The 18,772-nt window shown below is 34.9% G+C and carries 15 protein-coding genes; 14 read left to right on the plus strand and 1 reads right to left on the minus strand.

The annotated features are described in order from the left end of the window. The 14 genes from istB to AA80_RS09455 all read left to right on the plus strand — a co-directional run. On the plus strand, positions 1-617 hold a 617-nt coding region (gene istB / locus AA80_RS09390), incomplete at its 5' end, for an IS21-like element helper ATPase IstB (RefSeq protein WP_103877475.1). Positions 618-908: 291 nt separating this feature from the next. Beyond that, positions 909-1,403 carry a hypothetical protein gene (locus AA80_RS09395; protein WP_134080073.1) on the plus strand — a complete coding sequence of 165 codons (495 nt, stop codon included), beginning with the start codon at positions 909-911 and terminating at the stop codon, positions 1,401-1,403. A 79-nt stretch (positions 1,404-1,482) separates the two neighbouring features. Then, positions 1,483-2,232 (plus strand): ABC transporter ATP-binding protein, encoded by a 750-nt coding sequence (locus AA80_RS09400; protein ID WP_103067282.1) that lies wholly within the window; start codon positions 1,483-1,485, stop codon positions 2,230-2,232. 21 nt (positions 2,233-2,253) lie between these two features. Next, the gene (locus tag AA80_RS09405; RefSeq protein WP_103067283.1) at positions 2,254-3,849 is read left to right on the plus strand and encodes a hypothetical protein; all 1,596 of its coding nucleotides are present in this window, start codon (positions 2,254-2,256) and stop codon (positions 3,847-3,849) included. A gap of 373 nt (positions 3,850-4,222) precedes the next feature. Then, complete coding sequence (locus AA80_RS09410; RefSeq protein ID WP_103067284.1) at positions 4,223-5,146, plus strand: L-lactate dehydrogenase; 924 nt, start codon at positions 4,223-4,225, stop codon at positions 5,144-5,146. 14 nt (positions 5,147-5,160) lie between these two features. Beyond that, on the plus strand, positions 5,161-5,838 hold the full coding sequence (locus tag AA80_RS09415) for an RsiV family protein (RefSeq protein WP_103067285.1): 678 nt from the start codon (positions 5,161-5,163) through the stop codon (positions 5,836-5,838). 146 nt (positions 5,839-5,984) lie between these two features. Next, positions 5,985-7,499, plus strand: coding sequence for an NAD-dependent epimerase/dehydratase family protein (locus tag AA80_RS09420; protein ID WP_103067286.1), 1,515 nt, complete (start codon positions 5,985-5,987; stop codon positions 7,497-7,499). 392 nt (positions 7,500-7,891) lie between these two features. After that, positions 7,892-8,467, plus strand: coding sequence for a nitroreductase family protein (locus tag AA80_RS09425; RefSeq protein WP_103067287.1), 576 nt, complete (start codon positions 7,892-7,894; stop codon positions 8,465-8,467). Between the two features lie 36 nt (positions 8,468-8,503). Next, positions 8,504-10,039 carry a type I restriction-modification system subunit M gene (locus tag AA80_RS09430; protein WP_103067288.1) on the plus strand — a complete coding sequence of 512 codons (1,536 nt, stop codon included), beginning with the start codon at positions 8,504-8,506 and terminating at the stop codon, positions 10,037-10,039. Then, positions 10,030-11,286, plus strand: coding sequence for a restriction endonuclease subunit S (locus tag AA80_RS09435; protein WP_103067289.1), 1,257 nt, complete (start codon positions 10,030-10,032; stop codon positions 11,284-11,286). Before AA80_RS09430 ends, AA80_RS09435 begins: the two co-directional genes overlap by 10 nt. A gap of 89 nt (positions 11,287-11,375) precedes the next feature. Further along, positions 11,376-14,321: a type I restriction endonuclease subunit R gene (locus tag AA80_RS09440; RefSeq protein WP_103067290.1), complete on the plus strand. Its 2,946-nt coding sequence runs from the start codon at positions 11,376-11,378 to the stop codon at positions 14,319-14,321. Then, entirely contained in the window at positions 14,314-14,592 is a 279-nt protein-coding gene (locus AA80_RS09445; protein WP_103067291.1) for a M48 metallopeptidase family protein, read from the plus strand. The genes AA80_RS09440 and AA80_RS09445 overlap by 8 nt, the downstream gene beginning before the upstream one ends. A gap of 13 nt (positions 14,593-14,605) precedes the next feature. Beyond that, positions 14,606-16,849, plus strand: coding sequence for a bifunctional dihydroorotate dehydrogenase B NAD binding subunit/NADPH-dependent glutamate synthase (locus AA80_RS09450; RefSeq protein ID WP_103877476.1), 2,244 nt, complete (start codon positions 14,606-14,608; stop codon positions 16,847-16,849). Next, complete coding sequence (locus tag AA80_RS09455; protein ID WP_103067292.1) at positions 16,849-17,490, plus strand: protein-L-isoaspartate(D-aspartate) O-methyltransferase; 642 nt, start codon at positions 16,849-16,851, stop codon at positions 17,488-17,490. Before AA80_RS09450 ends, AA80_RS09455 begins: the two co-directional genes overlap by 1 nt. A gap of 49 nt (positions 17,491-17,539) precedes the next feature. Here the strand turns inward: AA80_RS09455 and AA80_RS09460 are convergent, their stop codons facing one another. Then, on the minus strand, positions 17,540-18,640 hold the full coding sequence (locus AA80_RS09460) for a BMP family lipoprotein (protein ID WP_103067293.1): 1,101 nt from the start codon (positions 18,638-18,640) through the stop codon (positions 17,540-17,542). Between the last annotated feature and the right edge of the window lie 132 nt (positions 18,641-18,772).

The following is an 18,772-nucleotide window of genomic DNA, read 5'->3' on the forward strand; positions in this document are numbered from 1 at the left end:
AATGTGAAGTCATATCAAGGGGAAACAATAGATTTCAAAGGTTATTACACCAAGCAAAGTTCCCTAATCTAAAAACGATAGACCAATTTGATTTCAGTCAAGCACCCTACCTATCAAAGAAGGAAATACTGGAACTCAGTGAATGTAAGTTCATCGAAGAAAAGACAAATCTTTTGTTCTTAGGATCACCAGGTGCGGGAAAAACACACATAAGTATAGCGATAGGGATACAAGCATGTAAGAAAGGGAAAACAGTAAGTTTTTTCACAGCAGCCAATCTTGGGAACCTCTTAGTTGAAATGCAAGAAGAACGACAACTAACAAAGTTCCAAAAAAAGTTGAGCAAAGTAGATTTACTGATAATTGATGAACTAGGATACGTGCAGTTATCCGACCAAGTTACACAACTCATGTTCCAAATATTCTCTGAAAGGTATGAAAAAGGATCTATCTTGGTAAATAGTAACCTTGAATTTGCAGAATGGGCTAAAATATTTCACGATGAAAGGATGACAGCAGCGATTATCGACAGGTTAATCCACAACAGTAAGATAATACTATTCAATGGAGAAAGCTACCGTTACAGGAACCAAAGAAGAGAAATACAGAAAAAGTGATAAATATTCGATTTTTCTCTTTTCATATGAAAAGAGAAAGAAAAGAACTTCTTCTTTCTACATGGTACATAATTAGGTTAGCAGGGTGGTACAGTATTCGGTTAGCCATAGCATTCCTAAGGTCGATTGTTTAAATATTCAAAATATAATTTCCTGTTTTATTTTATTAATATGCTTAATAGAAAAATAATGGTATAATATTGTGAACAAAATTATTTTTTGTCTCAATAAAAAAAGGAGGAGATTTTTATTTCTAATTATCCAAATTTTCATACTGTGGCTATAGATTTTATGAATGATTCTAATTTAGTACATGAGGACCATCTTCACCCTGAAGTTATTTTGTGGGCGAATTTTAGTGAAGAATCGAAAAAAGAATTTTTGGAGAAGATAAAAGAACTTGATGAAGAATTGGCTCAAGATATCAACGATTACCTAACACAGTTCAAAGTTGAAGAGGAAGTCGTTCCTGTTAACTTACCGTTAGATGTCGATACTGAAGAAGAATTTGACAATTTTTTGTACTTCTTGGGTGAATTGACAGAGATCATTGATTTAAAAGCGTATTCAGTGATTACTGAGGTATCGCTAGCCGATGAAGAGAGCGAGAATGCAGATTCTGAAGATCTATACAATTTCCCTGCAATATTCAGCGAGGAAAAGGAAGGTAGCTGCTATTTAACGGTGTTTGATTGGGATTTAAAGGAAATGGAAGAGTATTCTGGTAAGTTTGACAAAAACGAAAAAGAAATAGAAGGGTTGAGATTTCCTTTCTTTCAAAGCTAAACAATGACAAAACCCTCTGTTCCCAAAAAAGAGGGTTTTATACTTGTTAAAATTATAAAGACGTAGAGGGGGCATAATATTGATAAAAGCAATAAACTTAACCAAAAAATTCAAAGATTTCACTGCGGTTGATGAAATCAATTTAAACGTGAATGCAGGAGAAATTTATGGTTTTCTAGGTCCCAATGGTGCAGGGAAAACTACAACGATAAGGATGCTCACAGGTACACTAAAACCAACCTCTGGTCAGATTTTCATCATGGATAAAGATTACAATAATTACGAATTGGAAATAAAAAGAGAAATTGGGGTTGTGCCAGATGAACCAAAAATGTATGAGAATCTCAAAGGCAGTGAGTTCATAGAATTTATAATGAACGTATACAAATTAAATTCAAATGAAATTCACTCGCGATTCAACGAAATATGTGATGCGTTTGGGATAGATTACCTTAACGATTATATAGGGGATTATTCTCATGGTATGAAACAAAAATTAATGGTAGCCTCAGTTTTGATGAGAAAACCAAAGGTTATTTTTTTAGATGAGCCAACCGTAGGTTTGGATGCTCGAGCAGCGGGGATACTAAAAGAACTTTTGCAAAAATACAAAAGCGAAGGCTCTTCGATATTCTTTACGACCCATATTCTAGAAATAGCGGAAAAGATGTGTGACAGAATTGGAATCATAGATCACGGTAGAATCCTTGCTGAAGGTAATATGGAAGAGTTGAGGTCTCTCTCTAAACTCGGAAATAGGAGTTTGGAAGACATTTTCTTGGAATTAACTGGGGGTAGCCAAGTAAAAGAAATAATCGACGAACTTTAGAGGGGAGGTTATGAGGTTACAATGAACGAATTAAAATTATTGTTGAAATACTCCTATAAAAACAAATCTCGTCCGACAAAAAACAGAAAAGGTATAGAAAAAAGATCAGGGATGTTCTCTAATATTATTGGTTATCTGATAGTCCCAATAATTTTTTTAGCTATTATCATTCCAACAATGCTCGCTACCGCAGGTTCTTTTGATCTAAACATCCCGTTGAATCAAATAGGGTTGGATTCTAATTATACTTTTCTAGAACTAATGTTTGCACCCGCCTTTTTAATGGTAAGTGCGATATTTGTTTTGCAATTTTCCCCCTTAATTGTAACTACACTCTTTGATAACGATATGCTTGATACTTTTTTAACAATGCCGATTAAAAGATCAACACTCTTTTTCTCTTCTACTATAGATAGTTTAATTATGTCTGGAATAGGAAGTGGTGCTTTCTTATCAATCGGTGTCTCGTATATGATTTTGAAAAGTTCAAATGTTATTTTATCGATATTGGGGATTATAGGGTTTTTTCTTTTTTTGATCTCTATTTCCATTGTAATTGGATTAATGATGTCTTTTTTTGTTGGTAAAACATCTGCAAAAAGAATTGCGCAATTAACTTATTTCATAGGTATTATCTTTATGGTCTTAATACCTCAATTTCTCCCAATGATGACGACAAACGATCCAGAAAACCTCATTGAAGGAATGGGAAACTCCCTTAAAGCATTTATGAGCCCTTTTTGGCCACATGCTCAATTTATCAATGCGTTAAACGGAAATATCGTTTCTCTTATATTCATCTACGCTGTTTCGATATTGTTCTTTTACTTGGTATACAGGTACGCCAACAATCTTGATTTCTCAACGTCAAGAAAAAAGTCAAAGGTTAAAAAAATTGAAAAATTTAAAACCAAACGTTTGCCTCTTTTTGAAAAAGACAGAAAACTTCTTTTTAGAAATTCCCAATTGATTTTTATGATGATTTATCCACTGGTATTTCCATTCATATTCTTTTTCACAGGTATGCAAGATCTAACTTACTTAGCTTTGTTCTTTATGTTTATTGCAGCAGACTATTCGGCTATGATTTCTGCATATATGTTGACTGAAGAAATAAAAATCTGGCCAGTTCCAAAGTTATTTCCTTTCAAAATAAGAACAATGGTGAACTCAAAAATAATGATTTCTACAGGTCTTTATACAGTTGAGTTTATCGTCCTTACGATAGTTTTCTCACTTCTTCTAAAATTTAGTTTCTTTGATTTGGTACTAATAATTCCTACTGTCATATTATTGTACTATTCATCATTATTAGGAGCAAGAATCTTTCTCAGTGATCCTAAAAGAGACGTATCCCAAATGAACAAGGTGTTCAAAGGGAAAGAAGTGTTGATCATAGAATTGATAACAATGGGGTATGCTATGGCTATTTTTGGCTTACTATTTTTTTATGACTTAATGCTTGTCCAAGGTCCGTTGTGGATATTCAAAAATATTAGCATGCAGCTCACTTCTCTAATAATACTAGGAACTGTGGTAGTGCTATTGTTTGTAATATTATGGTCTATCGGGAAAGAGCAAAGAAAGATAAACCAGTACATAGAAGCAATGGAATAAAATCCAAGTTTTGAATCTGAAAAAAATAGTAATAAATTTTTTAATAATTTAATAAGCCCTCTATGTAAATTACAAGAGGGTTTTTCTTATTTTTAAGAATGTGCTATCATATATTTAAGAAAGATCTTCACTTTAGGGTGGACAGCGCCAGGAAAACTATTAAAATTTAAGAAATTTATAAATATAAATTAGGGGTGAGAATTATGATTGATTATCCGGAGTTTCACCGTTCAATGACTTTTTTGATGAGAGCTGAAGATATATTGATAGATGACGATCATGTTCCAGAAATTAGGTTTCCTATATTTAAATAGTTACTAAATCGATTTTTCTATAGGGTTAGTAAAACATCAAAAATGGGAGGTATATGATTTTGAAAATAAGTATAATAGGAACGGGAAGAGTTGGTTCAAGTACCGCTTTTGCTTTAATAAACGCAGCAGTTGCTGACGAGATCGTTCTTTACGACCTCAACAAAGAAATGGCTGAGGGTGAAGCATTGGATTTATTACATGCAACAACCTTTCACAAAAGAATGATTATAAGAGCAGGGGAGTATAGTGATATAGAAGGAAGCGATATCGTAATAATTACAGCAGGAGCTGCTCAAAAGCCTGGTGAAACGAGATTAGATTTGACCATAAAAAATGCTAAAATAATAAAAGGCATTTCAGAAAACATAAAAAAATATGCTCCAAATACGTTGGTAATAAATATTACGAACCCTGTTGATGTCATGAGCTATGTTGTATGGAAAGTAACAGGTTTTGATCATAATAGGGTAATTGGAACTGGCACAATATTGGACACCGGAAGATTAAGGGCTTTAATAGGAAAAAATTGCGGTGTATCTCCAATGAGTGTACACGCCTATATAATAGGGGAACATGGTGACTCGGAGTTGGCAGCGTGGAGTTCCGCAATGATTGGAGGCGTTCCGATTAAAGGTTTTTGCCGCAATTGCCCGTACAAGAACAGTTGTAATATCGATCTAAATAAGATTTTTGAAGATGTAAAAAATTCTGCCTACAATATAATAAACAAAAAAGGTGCAACTAATTATGGGATAGCTTCGGCAACAACTGCATTAGTAGAATCGATAATAAAGAATGAAGGTAGGGTGTATACACCTTCCGTGCTGCTGGACGATATCTACATAGGATATCCTGCGGTTATAAACAAAGATGGGGTGGAACGAACTATCGATATAACTTTGAATGAGGAAGAAACTGAAAAGTTTGAAAGTTCAAAAAGCATAATAAAAGAGTATCTTGAATCAATCAAAAACTTACTTTAAGGGAGATATCAACTATGAAAAAGGTTGTAAGCATATTTTTATTGTTTACAATGTTTTCTATGACACTCTATTCAATCGAATATGTAACCCTATCAGCAGAATTAAAAGAAAACTTAGGTGGAAGAGTAAATATTCCATTTTTTTACGGTACAAAAGATGCACCTAGTGCCTTTCTTTTAAATAGTTATTTAGCAAAAGATGTTGAAGATTTCTTAAGTCAATATCTCGATGAGCTTAATGGCCTTAGAAACAGTATAGACGAATCTGAGGAACCATACGTTGAAGTAGTTATAGAATCCGAAGTTGGATTTGTTTCGGACAGTTTTGTGAGCTTTTACTCTGACTATTTTTCTTTTGTTTATCATCAGGCTCATCCAATGACTGCAAGAAAAACGTACAATTATGATCTAACTCTCAGTAAATTCCTCAATCTATACGATTTTTTGGGTTTATATAGTGAAGACACAGGCAGATCTTTTAAAATAATCAAAGAAACCATCATCGAAGAAATAAATGCAGACCCTAAAATTTATTTTTATGAAAGTATAGACACAATAGAGCCTGATCGATATTATTATATTACAAATGAAGATCTGGTAATAATCTATCAACTTTACGAAATTGCACCATATTCATCTGGTATAAGAGAGTTCAAAATACCTCTTGTAGAATTGGGAATAGAACTTCAATAAGATATTTATAACTAGTTATTAAGAAAAAAGAAAACATAAGTCTCTTTTTAGATTATATTGAAACAGCGATTGGTGAGCCATGAAATTTTGCATGTATATTTTGGATGGAAAATAGCAAACCATTGGTATGCGAGGGGAAACAAGATATGACAAAAAAGAAAACAGTATTTCTTACAGGTGCTACAGGGGTAATGGGTTCTTGTGGGTTAAAAGAGTTGTTGAAAGAACCTGCAAAATATGATGTAGTTATCTTGGTAAGGCCTTTAGTAAAGGATAAGGAAATGCTTAAACAGTATGTAGTACTAGAAAATTTGAAGATTGTTTGGGGTGATTTGACAAATTACGAAGATGTAAAAGTATGTGTTCAAAGTTCAGACATAGTGTTGCATGTCGGAGCTTTGGTATCTCCCGAGGCTGACTATTACCCTAAACAAACAATGAAGGTTAACTATGGTTCGACGGTTAATATCATCCGTGCCATAAAAGAAAGTCCTAATAGAAATAAGATAAAGCTTGTATATATTGGAACCGTTGCTGAATATGGCGATAGAATGCCTCCTATCCACTGGATTCATAGCGGTGATCCCATAAAGCCGAGTATTCATGATTATTATGCTGTTTCAAAAGTGGCAGCGGAAAGAGCTGTGATCGAATCCGGGTTGAAGTATTGGGTTTCTTTGAGGCAAACGGGAATTTTCTCATCCCATATGATCGAAATTAAGGATGGTATCATATTTCATAATCCTTTAAACAATGTGCTGGAATATGTTAGTGATCATGACTCTGGTGTTCTTCTAAAAAATGTTTGTGAGGATTTACCAGACAATTTTTGGGGGCATATTTATAATATAAGTGGTGGTGAGTGTTGTAGACTCAGTACTTACCAGATGTTTAAAAAAATGTTCGAGATGATGGGTATAACTAAACTTGAGTATGTGATTGATGCTAATTGGTTTGCAATTCGGAATTTCCACGGAGGTTATTTTCTAGATTCTGATAAGTTGGAGGAATACCTGAATTTCAGGAGCCAAGGTTCCGAATACTTTTTTGATCTTTATCGAAGGGAAAACGTAAGAGCCATAAAAGTCGCAAAAATCATCACGAAATTTCCAGGTGGTCAGAAACTCATAGGTAGAATCATAAGAAAGAAGTTTGAGAAAATAGTGAGAACAGACCATGGGCCGTTGAATTGGGTGGAAAACAATAGACTCGAGTATATTGAGCCGTTTTTCATTTCAAAGGAGCATAGAGAGGCAATATCTCCAAGCATAAAAGACTTTAAACCTTATACAGATTATGATAGAGTGGTACACATAGACCATGGCTATGATGAAACAAAACCTGAAAGCAGTCTGGATATCACTGATATAAAAAAGGCAGCTCGGTTTCGAGGCGGTGAATGTTTGTCTCAGCATATGACTAAAGGAGACATGCAAACAAAGCTTTTATTTAAATGTGCTTTTGGTCATGTATTTGAGGCAAGCCCAAAGCTTGTCTTGGAAGGAGGACATTGGTGTCTTCAGTGTGAGCGAGAGAGTTGGAACTATCACGAACTCGCCAAAAGAAGTCACTTTTTTGCTCAAGTATGGTATCCTCTGCACAGCAAGGATGAACCAAGTAGAATGTATCCGAAGATGGTGAATGAACTAGGTTGTGAGTGATACTTAAAAATAATTTGGAAAAGTCGTCTGACTGACTATAAAACAGTAGATATTATTGTTAAAAAAGAAGCTTTTTTAGTGAGAACATATTATTGGTATTGAATGAAGTGCCTTTTGGGAATTATAAATATATGAGCTCAAAAATAATTATAAACACTTTAGAAATAAAAAGATTTTCAAAAATAAGATTCTGATTTTAAAAGGGTTACAGGGCGGAGCCCTCCACCACCCATCTGGTTGGGTTGCTGGGCGAAGGGGAGCTAAATCAGAATGTATGCAACTTAAAATGATGGAGGTATTTTAAAAATTTTTCGATTCTAGAAATATCGATTAAAGAAGGTTTCAGAGTTTCCAAAGATAGTAAAAATAATTAATGGAGGAGGTATAACGATATGGATTTAATAGAAGTAATCAAGCAAAGAAGAAGCATCAGAAAGTTCAAGCAAGATCCGATTGAAGAAGAAATATTGAAAGAGTTAGTAGATTGTGCAAGGTTAGCCCCTTGTGCTTCGAATAAACAACCTTTAGAGTTTATAATTGTAAAAGATAAAGAAACTTGCGACAAAGTCTTTGAAAGTTTAGGTTGGGCTGGCTACATAACCCCAAAAGGAACGCCTAAAGAAGGAGAAAAACCAACCGCATATATTATTATTTTAATCAACAAACAAAGAGCGACCAAGTGGATTGGTCACGATGTAGGAGCAGCGTTTGAAAATATTTTATTAGCTGCGTGGTCAAAAGGAATAGGCGGATGCCCCATTGTTTCTATAAACAGGGAAAATTTAAGAGAAATTCTAAAAGTACCACAAGACTATGAAATTAACACGGTAGTTGCTTTAGGTTATAAAGGGCATGAGTCTTTTGCAGAGGATAACGATGAGAGGGTTGAATATTACATAGATGAGAAAGGTAATTTCCATGTTCCAAAACGGCCTCTTGAAAAGGTTATTCATTTTGATAAATTTTGATTATAATTATTTGTGAGGAACACAGGAGGACAACAAATGGCTCAAAATAACCTTGATACCAAAACTTTAGAAAACTGGCTTTGGGAAGCGGCGTGTAAAATAAGAGGACCTATAGATGCTCCCAAATACAAGGATTATATCTTACCTTTGATATTTTTAAAAAGACTTTCTGACGTGTTCGAAGACGAATTGAACGAGTTGTCAGAAAAATTTGGTTCATTTGAAACAGCCGAAGATTTTATAAAAAGTGATCACCAATTAGTTCGTTTTTATTTGCCACCAGAAGCGAGATGGTCTGAAGTTGCTAAAAAAACTACAAATGTCGGAGAATATTTAACTGACGCCGTAAGAACAATTGCAAGATACAATCCCAAACTTCAAGGTGTAATAGATATTGTGGATTTCAATGCAACTGCAGGTGGTCAAAGAATCATAAGTGATGATGTGTTGGTAGCATTAATTGATGTTTTAGGAAGACATCGCCTTGGTCTGAAAGATGTTGATCCAGATATTTTAGGTCGCGCATACGAATATTTATTGAGAAAATTTGCCGAAGGTTCTGGGCAAAGTGCGGGTGAGTTTTACACTCCTGGTGAGGTAGCAATTTTGATGTCAAAGATCTTAGACCCAAAACCTGGAGACGAGGTCTATGATCCTTGTTGTGGATCTGGGGGCTTGTTGATTAAAACTCATCTGAGATTTAAAGAAAAATATGGAGATGATAGAACTAAATATTCACTTAAATTCTATGGGCAAGAAATCTTGCATTCAACGTATGCTATGGCAAAAATGAATATCTTTATACACGTCATGGAAGCACAAATTGCCCTTGGCGACACAATGAATAGACCGGCATTTTTAACCGATGAAGGATCACTCAAGAAATTCGATTTAGTAACTGCAAATCCCATGTGGAATCAAACATTTGCACAATCTGTTTATGAAAACGATCCTTACAATAGATTTGTTTTTGGATACCCTCCATCAAACAGCGCAGACTGGGGATGGATTCAGCATATGTTTGCTTCATTGAAAAATGATGGGAAGATGGCTTTAGTAATTGATACAGGTGCTGTATCAAGGGGTAGTGGAAATGTTGGAAAAAATAGAGAAAGAGATATAAGAAAAGAATTTGTTGAAAAAGATCTTGTAGAATCAGTTTTATTACTTCCGGAGAATTTATTCTATAACACTTCAGCACCAGGGGTTATCATAGTGATTAATAAGTCAAAACCAGCACAAAGGCAAGACCAGATACTTCTCATAAACGCATCAAAGCTCTATGAAAAAGGAAGACCTAAGAACTTCTTGCCTGATGAGAGTGTTGAAAGGATAGCAGAGATCTATCTCAATTGGAAGGAAGAAGAGGGAATAAGTAAAATAATCAGTAAAGAAGAAGCTGCGAAAAATGATTATAATTTAAGTCCATCCCGTTATGTTGCTCAAAATGGTGAAGACGAAACACTGCCTTTGGAGGATGCTGTTGTGCAGTTAAAAGAGGCAGAAGAAGAAAGAAAAGAAGCCGATGAAAAATTAGAGATTATTTTAAAAGAGATGGGACTATGGAACTAGATCTTAACCAGAAAGAAGAATACAAAGAGACAGAACTCGGCTTGCTACCAAAAGATTGGGAAGTTGTAAGGTTGGGGGATGTTGGAAATATAATAACTGGAAATACACCTTCTAAAAAAGTTAAAGAATATTGGGAGCACGGTGAGCTTGATTTTATTAAACCCCCAGACTTACAAAATAGAGTAATTTCAACATTTTCTGAAAAAATTTCAAATAAAGCAATTGACAAAGCAAGAACTGTTAAAGAAGGATCGATTCTAGTTTCTTGCATAGGTATTATTGGAAGAGTGGGGTTTGCATCCCACAGAGTTGCATTTAACCAACAAATAAATGCAATAGAACCAAATAATAATATATATCCATGGTTTTTATTCTATACATTACAAACGCAGCAAAGGCAGATAGAAAATTTAGCATCATATACAACAGTTCCAATTGTTAGTAAAGCAAAATTTATAGATGTTAAAATCCCCTTTCCACCACTCTCAGAACAAAAAAAGATTGCCTCTGTCCTCTCTGCAGTGCAAGAGGCAAAGGAGAAGACGGAGGATGTTATAAAAGCAACGAAAGATCTCAAAAAGTCCATGATGAAGTACCTGTTTACTTATGGGCCTGTAAGTTTGGAAGAAGCTGAAAAAGTACCGCTTAAAGAGACAGAGATTGGCTTGATTCCTGAAGAGTGGGATGTTGTGAGACTTGAGGATGTCGTTGAGATTCATGACAAAAAAAGAATTCCTTTAAATTCTACCGAGCGGAGCAAAATGAAAGGTAACTATCCATATTGCGGAGCTAATGGCATTATAGATTATGTTAATGATTATATATTTGATGGTGAATTTGTTCTATTAGCTGAAGATGGGGGTTTTTGGAGAAAATTTGAAAATAGTGCCTATTTAATGAAAGGAAAGTTTTGGGTTAATAATCATGCTCATATAATTAGGGCTATAGAAAGTAATTCAGTTAATAGATTTTTACTTTATTGGCTTATTTTTGATGATATTGAAAAATACACTTCTGGAACAACTAGAAAGAAATTAAATCAAAATGTTATGAAGAATATTTTAATTCCACTTCCACCTCTCCCCATCCAGCAAAAGATCGCTTCAATTCTCTCAGCGATCGATCAAAAGATCGAGGCGGAAGAAAACAAGAAAAAAGCCCTTGAAGATCTTTTTAAATCACTTTTGCATAATCTTATGACCGCAAAAATAAGGGTGAATAATTTGGAAAAGATTTTAGATGAATAAAAAGAATTTTTAGCTTACTTTTGTCAAAAGCAAAGAGAAAATATTATTAACTTTATTAAAGAAAAAAGTGAGAAAGTGGTGGTGTGACTATGGGCTTGGGAGATGAAAAATATTCTGCTCAGGATCCAATTATAAAATACGTACAAGAAGAATCTGCTGAATATGGATCATCAGATGGAAATAAGGTTTTTCTGAACCTTGGGTGGGAATACGTCAAACCTGATGAAGCCTTGAGGCTAAAAGGCGGAGAAAAAGGTTTGATATTCAAAGATGTATTTATAAAGCAACTTCAAAGACTCAATCCTGGGTTTATGGACCATCTTTCAGCAGAAGAAGTATTAAAAGATCTTGAAAGAATTCCTCCAAATATACAAGGTAATCTAATAGTTTGGGAATTTTTAAAAGGACTTAAACCCAAATTTGTGTCCAATGAAAAAAGAGAAAGAAACGTAACTTTTTTAGATACCTATGAAATAGATAGGAATATATTCCAAGTTACCGACGAATTTACATTTACAAATGGGAGCAAAACGATAAGGGCAGATGTGGTGTTTCTTATTAATGGAGTCCCGCTTATTCTCGTAGAGACGAAAGCACCTCATAGAATTGATCCGCTTAATGAAGCCTATAAGCAAGTAAAAAGGTATCATCAGCAAGCGCCAGAACTTTTGGCTATTTTACAAATCTTTGGTTTAATAGATGTGATTCGCTTTTATTATGGTGCAACTTGGAACCTTTCAGGAGGATCACTCTTCGAATGGAAAAACGAATTAGATCGCGGTTATGAAACTTTAATTAAAACTTTTTTTGATACAAAAAGAATAATAAAAATACTTACTGATTTTATTCTTTTTACAAAACAAGATGAAGAGCTTAAAAAAGTTGTTTTAAGGCATCATCAAATGAAAGCCGTTGATAAGATAATTGAAAGGGCTAAAGATCCTTCAAAACAACGTGGTTTGATCTGGCATACTCAAGGTTCTGGTAAAACTTACACTATGATTGTAACGGCGAAAAAAATAATAGAAGATCCCTTTTTTGAAAATCCGACAGTAATTATGCTTGTTGATAGAAACGAACTTGAATCACAGTTGTTCAGTAATCTGAAATCCGTTGGCATTGAAAATGTAGAAGTTGTAGAAAGTAAAAAACATCTAAAGCGTCTTCTTAAAACCGATAAAAGAGGTTTAATTGTTAGTATGATTCATAAGTTTGATAATATTTCTGCTGATTTGAATCTACGAGAAAATATTTTTGTTTTAGTAGATGAAGCTCATAGGAGTACAGGTGGGAAGCTTGGTACCTTTTTAGAAGGAGCTTTACCAAATGCAACGTATATAGGCTTTACTGGTACTCCCATAGATAAGACAAATTATGGAAAAGGTACGTTTGTTACATTTGGTAAAGATGATCCCCCTAAAGGATACCTTGATAAATACAGCATATCAGAATCGATTAAAGATGGCACCACCGTTCCCTTGTACTATACGTTTGCACCAAATAAAATGATGGTTGAAAAAGATGTTCTTGAGAAAGAATTTCTGGCACTTGCAGAGTCTCAAGGAGTTAGCGCTGTAGAAGAGCTTAACAAGGTTTTAGAAAAAGCGGTAAGACTTAAAAATATGCTAAAAAACTATGATAGAGTTCAGTTGATATCAAAATTTGTAGCAAAGCATTTTAAAGAGTATATCGAACCAATGGGTTTCAAAGCTTTTCTTGTTGCTGTTGATAGAGAAGCATGTGCATTATACAAGGAAGAATTAGATAAACACCTGCCTCCTGAATACTCTAAAGTTGTATATAGTCAGAGTCAAAACGATCCCCCACAAATGACGAAGTATTATTTATCTGAAATTGAAGAGAAAAAAGTTAGAGAGAACTTTAAAAAGCCAGGAGAGCTCCCAAAAATTTTAATCGTAACTGAGAAATTATTGACTGGGTTTGATGCACCGATTCTTTATTGTATGTATTTAGATAAACCGATGAGAGATCACGTTCTTTTACAGGCTATAGCCAGAATCAATAGACCGTACAAGAAGGATGAAAAAAATAAGAAGAACGGACTTGTTGTCGATTTTGTGGGTATTTTTAATAATTTAGAAAAGGCACTTGCTTTTGATTCTGAAGATATAGAAGGGGTAATCGAAGATATTGAACTTTTAAAAAGAGAGTTTGCTGAACAAATGAAGATTGGCAGAGAGAAATATCTTTCTATCGTTGCCAAAAAAGATAGGGACAAATCTGTAGATGCTGTCTTAGAGTACTTTAGGAATGAAGAAAAACGTAATGAATTTTATACGTATTATAAGAAGCTTTCTGGTTTGTATGAGATATTATCTCCCGACAAATTTTTAAATGAATATCTCCAAGATTATGATACACTTACACGGATGTATAAAATTTTGAAGAATGCTTATGAAAAAGGACTATCTGTCGATGAGGAGTTCACAGAGAAAACTAAAAAATTAATTCAAAAATACACGAAAAATAGTAAAATAAAAGATACTTTAGAAGTTTTTGTGATAGACGAGTATACTTTAAAAAAGATTGAAGAAAGTAATGCTTCAGATGTTGAAAAGGTTTTTAATTTATACAAGAGTATTGAAAAAACGGTCGAAGAAGAAAGCAATGAATATCCAATTCTCATTACAATTGGAGAAAAAGCGGAGAATTTAATTACCCTTTACAAAAGTGCCCAAAAGAATACAGAAGAAACTTTAAACGGTCTAAAGAACTTGGTACAGGAAGTAAACGACAAGAAGAAGGCTCAAAAAGAAAGTGGAAAATCAGCAGCATACTTTACACTCAAAGAATTGTTGAAAGCTGAATCGATCGATGATGCCGAGGATATTGCTGAAGAGTTCGAGAAAAAAAAGGAAACTTATCCTCTTTGGGATAAAGACGAAGATCAGGAAAGAGAAATGAGACAGGAATTTTACAAGTTATTAGGACCGAAAGGGCTTAAAGGCGAAAGAATAAAACAGTTATTCGAAAAATATCTCTACATACTAAAAGGTAGGGATAATAATGATTGACCCAGTTGATTTTAAAGCTGAAGTTATGATTTTGGCTAAAGATATTAGAGTTCAACCAAAGGAAATTCATATTCGTGAAATGAGTAGAAAATGGGGTAGTTGCTCTTCAAGAGGTAGGTTAACCTTTGATAAAAAACTTTTAAATGAGCCAAAAAGTTTTAGATTTGAGGTAATTATTCATGAATTATTACACTTGAGATACCCTAAGCATGGAAAGATGTTCAATGCATTATTGGAAGAATACCTTAGAAAAAATATTGAAAAAAAATAAAGGGGTGGAAGTTTTGTTCGAAATATCCGAAAAAAAGAAATTAGCCCAAGACGTTTACAGTGTTTGGGTTGAAGCACCAAAGATAGCAGCACATGCTCAACCAGGTCAGTTTGTTATAGTTATAGCAGAAGAAGATGGAGAAAGAATACCTTTAACTATAGTGGATAAAACTGAAGATAATATAAGACTCATATTTCAAGTGGTGGGTAAAAGTACGAGAAAGATGGCAACTTTTGAAAATGGAGATTCTTTTGCCCATGTTGTAGGACCTTTGGGTAGTCCTTCAGAAATTGATTATTATGGGACGGTATTGTTGATTGGCGGGGGTATTGGTGTTGCTCCAATTTTACCTATTTTAAAGGCGTTGAAAGAAAAAGGCAACAGGGTAATATCAATTATGGGAGCAAGGACCGCTGATCTTTTAATTTTAGAAGATGAGTTTTCACAGTTTTCTGATAAGTTAATCATAACAACAGATGATGGATCAAAAGGTATGAAAGGTTTGGTTACCGATGGGATGAAAAAAGTAGTGTCAGATGGCGAGGAAATAGATAAGGCTTGGGCTATTGGGCCTGTTATAATGATGAAATTTGCCACAAAAACCGCTCAAGAACTTGGGTTTCCTATAATAGTGTCTTTGAATCCAATAATGGTTGATGGAACAGGAATGTGTGGTGGGTGTAGGGTAACCGTTGGAGATAACGTTAAATTCGCTTGTGTTGATGGTCCTGAGTTTGAAGGTGAGCTGGTTGAATGGGATGAATTGTTAAAGCGACTTGGGCAGTACAAGGTTGAGGAAAAGAGTTCTTTAGAAGAAAAAAAGAAAAAACGTCCAAAAAAGATTTTGAGGAATAAAGTTCCTGTAAAAAAGCAACCACCAGAAGAGAGAAAGCACAACTTCCGAGAGGTTGCATATGGTTACTGTTTAGAAGAGGCTATGATGGAAGCTGATAGGTGCTTACAATGCCCTGATAGCGCATATAATTGTATAGAAGGATGTCCTGTTGGTATAGATATACGAGGTTTTATAAGAGAGTTGAGGGATGGTAACCTTACTAAATCTGCAGAGATATTGAAGAGTTACAATAATTTACCAGCTATTTGTGGGAGAGTTTGTCCACAAGAGAATCAGTGTGAAGGGGTATGTACCTTAGGTAAATCAGGTGCTTTTGAACCAGTTGCCATAGGCAGATTAGAAAGGTTTGTAGCTGATTGGGAGAGAGTTCAAAGAAGTAATCAAAAGAATAATATCCAACTGACTGAAAACAATATTAAGGGAAAAGTTGCTGTTGTAGGTGCAGGGCCAGCCGGACTAACAGTGGCAGCAGATCTGGCAAAGATAGGATACTACGTTAAAATTTTTGAAGCTTTGCATAAACCTGGAGGGGTTTTGACCTACGGAATCCCTGAGTTTAGACTTCCAAAAGAGATAGTTTTTGAAGAAGTAGAATATGTGAAATCGTTGGGAGTAGAAATTGAGACAGATGTTGTTGTGGGAAAGACAATTACAATAGACGAAATGAAAGAAGAGTTCGATGCTATATTTATAGGTACGGGTGCGGGAACCCCTAAATTCTTGAATATTCCTGGGGAAAATTTGAATGGGGTTTATTCTTCAAGTGAGTTTTTAACAAGGGTTAATTTGATGAAAGCATATGAATTCCCTTTGGTTGATACACCCGTTAAGATTGGAAAACACGTGGTAGTTGTTGGCGGGGGTAACGTTGCGATGGATGCTTCAAGATCGGCGTTAAGGCTTGGTGCTGAAGCCGTCACAGTAGTGTATAGAAGAACGGAGCAAGAGATGCCAGCAAGAAAAGAAGAATATGAAAACGCCGTTGAAGAGGGAATCAATTTTATGTGGCTGACTAATCCAATAGAGTGTAAAGGAAACGAAAAGGGAGAATTGACAAGTGTTGTCTGTCAAAAGATGAAATTGGGAGAACCTGATTCTTCTGGTAGAAGAAGACCTATCCCCATTGAAAATAGTTACTTTGAAATACCCGCAGATCTTTTTATAGTAGCTATAGGTCAAGAGTCGAACAAGGTTTTACTCAACGCATTTCCCGAATTGAAGTTGAATAAATGGGGGTATATAGAAGCTGACCCTGTTACCGGCGCTACTTCTGTTGAAGGAGTTTGGGCAGGTGGAGACATAGTCACTGGTGCGGCAACCGTTATCGAGGCGATGGGAGCAGGTAAAAGATCTGCTAAGGCAATAGATGAATATATTTCGTCGAAGGTAGGAAAATTTTGATGGATTTTGAGAAAGAAAATAGAATGATGGTTGAGTATCAACTTAAAAGGAGAGGTATCACCGATGAAAAGGTTCTCAATGCCTTTTTGAAGGTTAAAAGACATTTGTTTGTTCCAAAAAATCTTGAAAGGTATGCATATGATGATTGCCCTTTGCCTATTGGCGAAGGGCAAACTATTTCTCAGCCTTATATAATCGGCTTGATGCTTCAACTATTAGAGTTAAAAGAAAACGATGTAGTTTTAGAAATTGGTACTGGTTCTGGTTACCAAACGGCTTTACTGGCAGAGATTGTACGTCTTGCTTATACTATAGAACGAAATGAAACGTTAGCCCAAAGAGCCAGAAGTAAATTTTGGGAATTGGGATATGCAAATATTGTTTTAGAGGTTGGAGATGGAACAAAAGGATGGACAAAAGAAAAGATTGAGTTTGACGGAATCATAGTTTCAGCAGCAGCTCCAAAAGTTCCTGACCCTCTGCTTTCGCAACTTAAAGTTGGAGGAAGAATGGTAATTCCAATTGGTTCTAAATCTTTTCAACGTTTACATAAAATAACCAAGTTAGAGGATGGAAATACAAAGATTGAATACTCTGATGGTTGTATGTTTGTGCCTTTAATAGGTGAATATGGTTGGTGAGAGTGTTTATTAAAATATAAAATATCCCGCAGGAAGCGGGATATTTTGATTAATATGGGAAGGTAATCTCGGGAACCTCAAACGAACCTATTTTTGAAGGATCTGATGGTATTTTCAATTTGCCTTCTTTTATCAATTTTTTTAGATATTCTATTTCAACAAAATATCTAATGGGGACCATGCTTCTTGTGTACTTCATTGGAGTTATACTTACACCGTCTTCTTTCATACCTAATCTAAAGACACCAGATTCGAAAGTTCTTACGGACATGGCGCTTTGAATTCCCTCAAAAGCAGCTGTGTCGACTCTTTTCATAGCACTTGTCAATACATAACCTGGAGCCATGTGATCTTGATCAACATCTACTCCAATTGCATAAAAGTTTTTATCTAATTCATAGTATTTATCAATGATTTGCTCTAAGGGGGCATTTGGAGGGAGATTGTATAGATTACTTCCTTTTTCTTTAGCAGCATCTATTACTCCGTTACCTGTTGGACCTGCTGCATGAAAAACAATGTCCGCACCATTTTCCATCTGTGTTAGAGCTAAGTTCTTTCCTAAAGCAGGCTCGTTGAAGGTGTTAGCATAACCTGATATAACTTGAATATTTTCATTATGTAATTCATTGTATACTTTAACTCCTGCTTTGAATCCTGCTTCGAATTTGGTAACGGCAGGGACTGGAACTCCTCCTATAAATCCAACTTTTCCAGTTTTGCTCATCATAGCGGCTAAGTAACCAGCTGGGAAACTGGATTCATGCTCGTTGAAAACATAGCAAACAACGTTTGAAGGAATTATTTGTCCGGGAGATGGTTCTATATCAATGCCCACAAAATAAGTATCAGGAAATTGGGGAGCTACATTGAATAAAACATCCGTCATCATAAAACCAACAGCTATTACAACATCAGAATCTCTTGCAGCGTTTGAAAGATTTGGTAAATAATCTGTTTGTTCAGATGATTGGATTACTGCGATTTCTACACCTAATTCGTCTCGGGCTCTTAAAACTCCTTGCCAGGTTCCGTCATTGAAAGATTTGTCTCCCAAACCTCCTACGTCGGTAACCATGGTTACTTTGAAAGCGAAAGTCGTTGAAAATAAAAACAACACAACAAAGAAAATACTTAGATACTTTTTCATAAAAATCGCCTCCTTTATGATTAATAATATTATAGCATATTAGTGTTTTATGATTTTATAAAATGTGTTGTTTTGATTTGATGATATAATATAATTAGTTAAAGTCCTTTATCCTCATGGGTGGGGAGCGGG

Source organism: Petrotoga sibirica DSM 13575 (assembly GCF_002924625.1).
GTDB lineage: Bacteria > Thermotogota > Thermotogae > Petrotogales > Petrotogaceae > Petrotoga > Petrotoga sibirica.

Bases quoted from the DNA above. Each gene is read 5' to 3' on its own strand.
- AA80_RS09395 (WP_134080073.1), top strand. From the start codon at position 909: ATGAATGATTCTAATTTAGTACATGAGGACCATCTTCACCCTGAAGTT.
- AA80_RS09405 (WP_103067283.1), top strand. From the start codon at position 2,254: ATGAACGAATTAAAATTATTGTTGAAATACTCCTATAAAAACAAATCT.
- AA80_RS09415 (WP_103067285.1), top strand. From the start codon at position 5,161: ATGAAAAAGGTTGTAAGCATATTTTTATTGTTTACAATGTTTTCTATG.
- AA80_RS09420 (WP_103067286.1), top strand. From the start codon at position 5,985: ATGACAAAAAAGAAAACAGTATTTCTTACAGGTGCTACAGGGGTAATG.
- AA80_RS09425 (WP_103067287.1), top strand. From the start codon at position 7,892: ATGGATTTAATAGAAGTAATCAAGCAAAGAAGAAGCATCAGAAAGTTC.
- AA80_RS09430 (WP_103067288.1), top strand. From the start codon at position 8,504: ATGGCTCAAAATAACCTTGATACCAAAACTTTAGAAAACTGGCTTTGG.
- AA80_RS09435 (WP_103067289.1), top strand. From the start codon at position 10,030: ATGGAACTAGATCTTAACCAGAAAGAAGAATACAAAGAGACAGAACTC.
- AA80_RS09440 (WP_103067290.1), top strand. From the start codon at position 11,376: ATGGGCTTGGGAGATGAAAAATATTCTGCTCAGGATCCAATTATAAAA.
- AA80_RS09445 (WP_103067291.1), top strand. From the start codon at position 14,314: ATGATTGACCCAGTTGATTTTAAAGCTGAAGTTATGATTTTGGCTAAA.
- AA80_RS09455 (WP_103067292.1), top strand. From the start codon at position 16,849: ATGGATTTTGAGAAAGAAAATAGAATGATGGTTGAGTATCAACTTAAA.
- AA80_RS09460 (WP_103067293.1), bottom strand. From the start codon at position 18,640: ATGAAAAAGTATCTAAGTATTTTCTTTGTTGTGTTGTTTTTATTTTCA.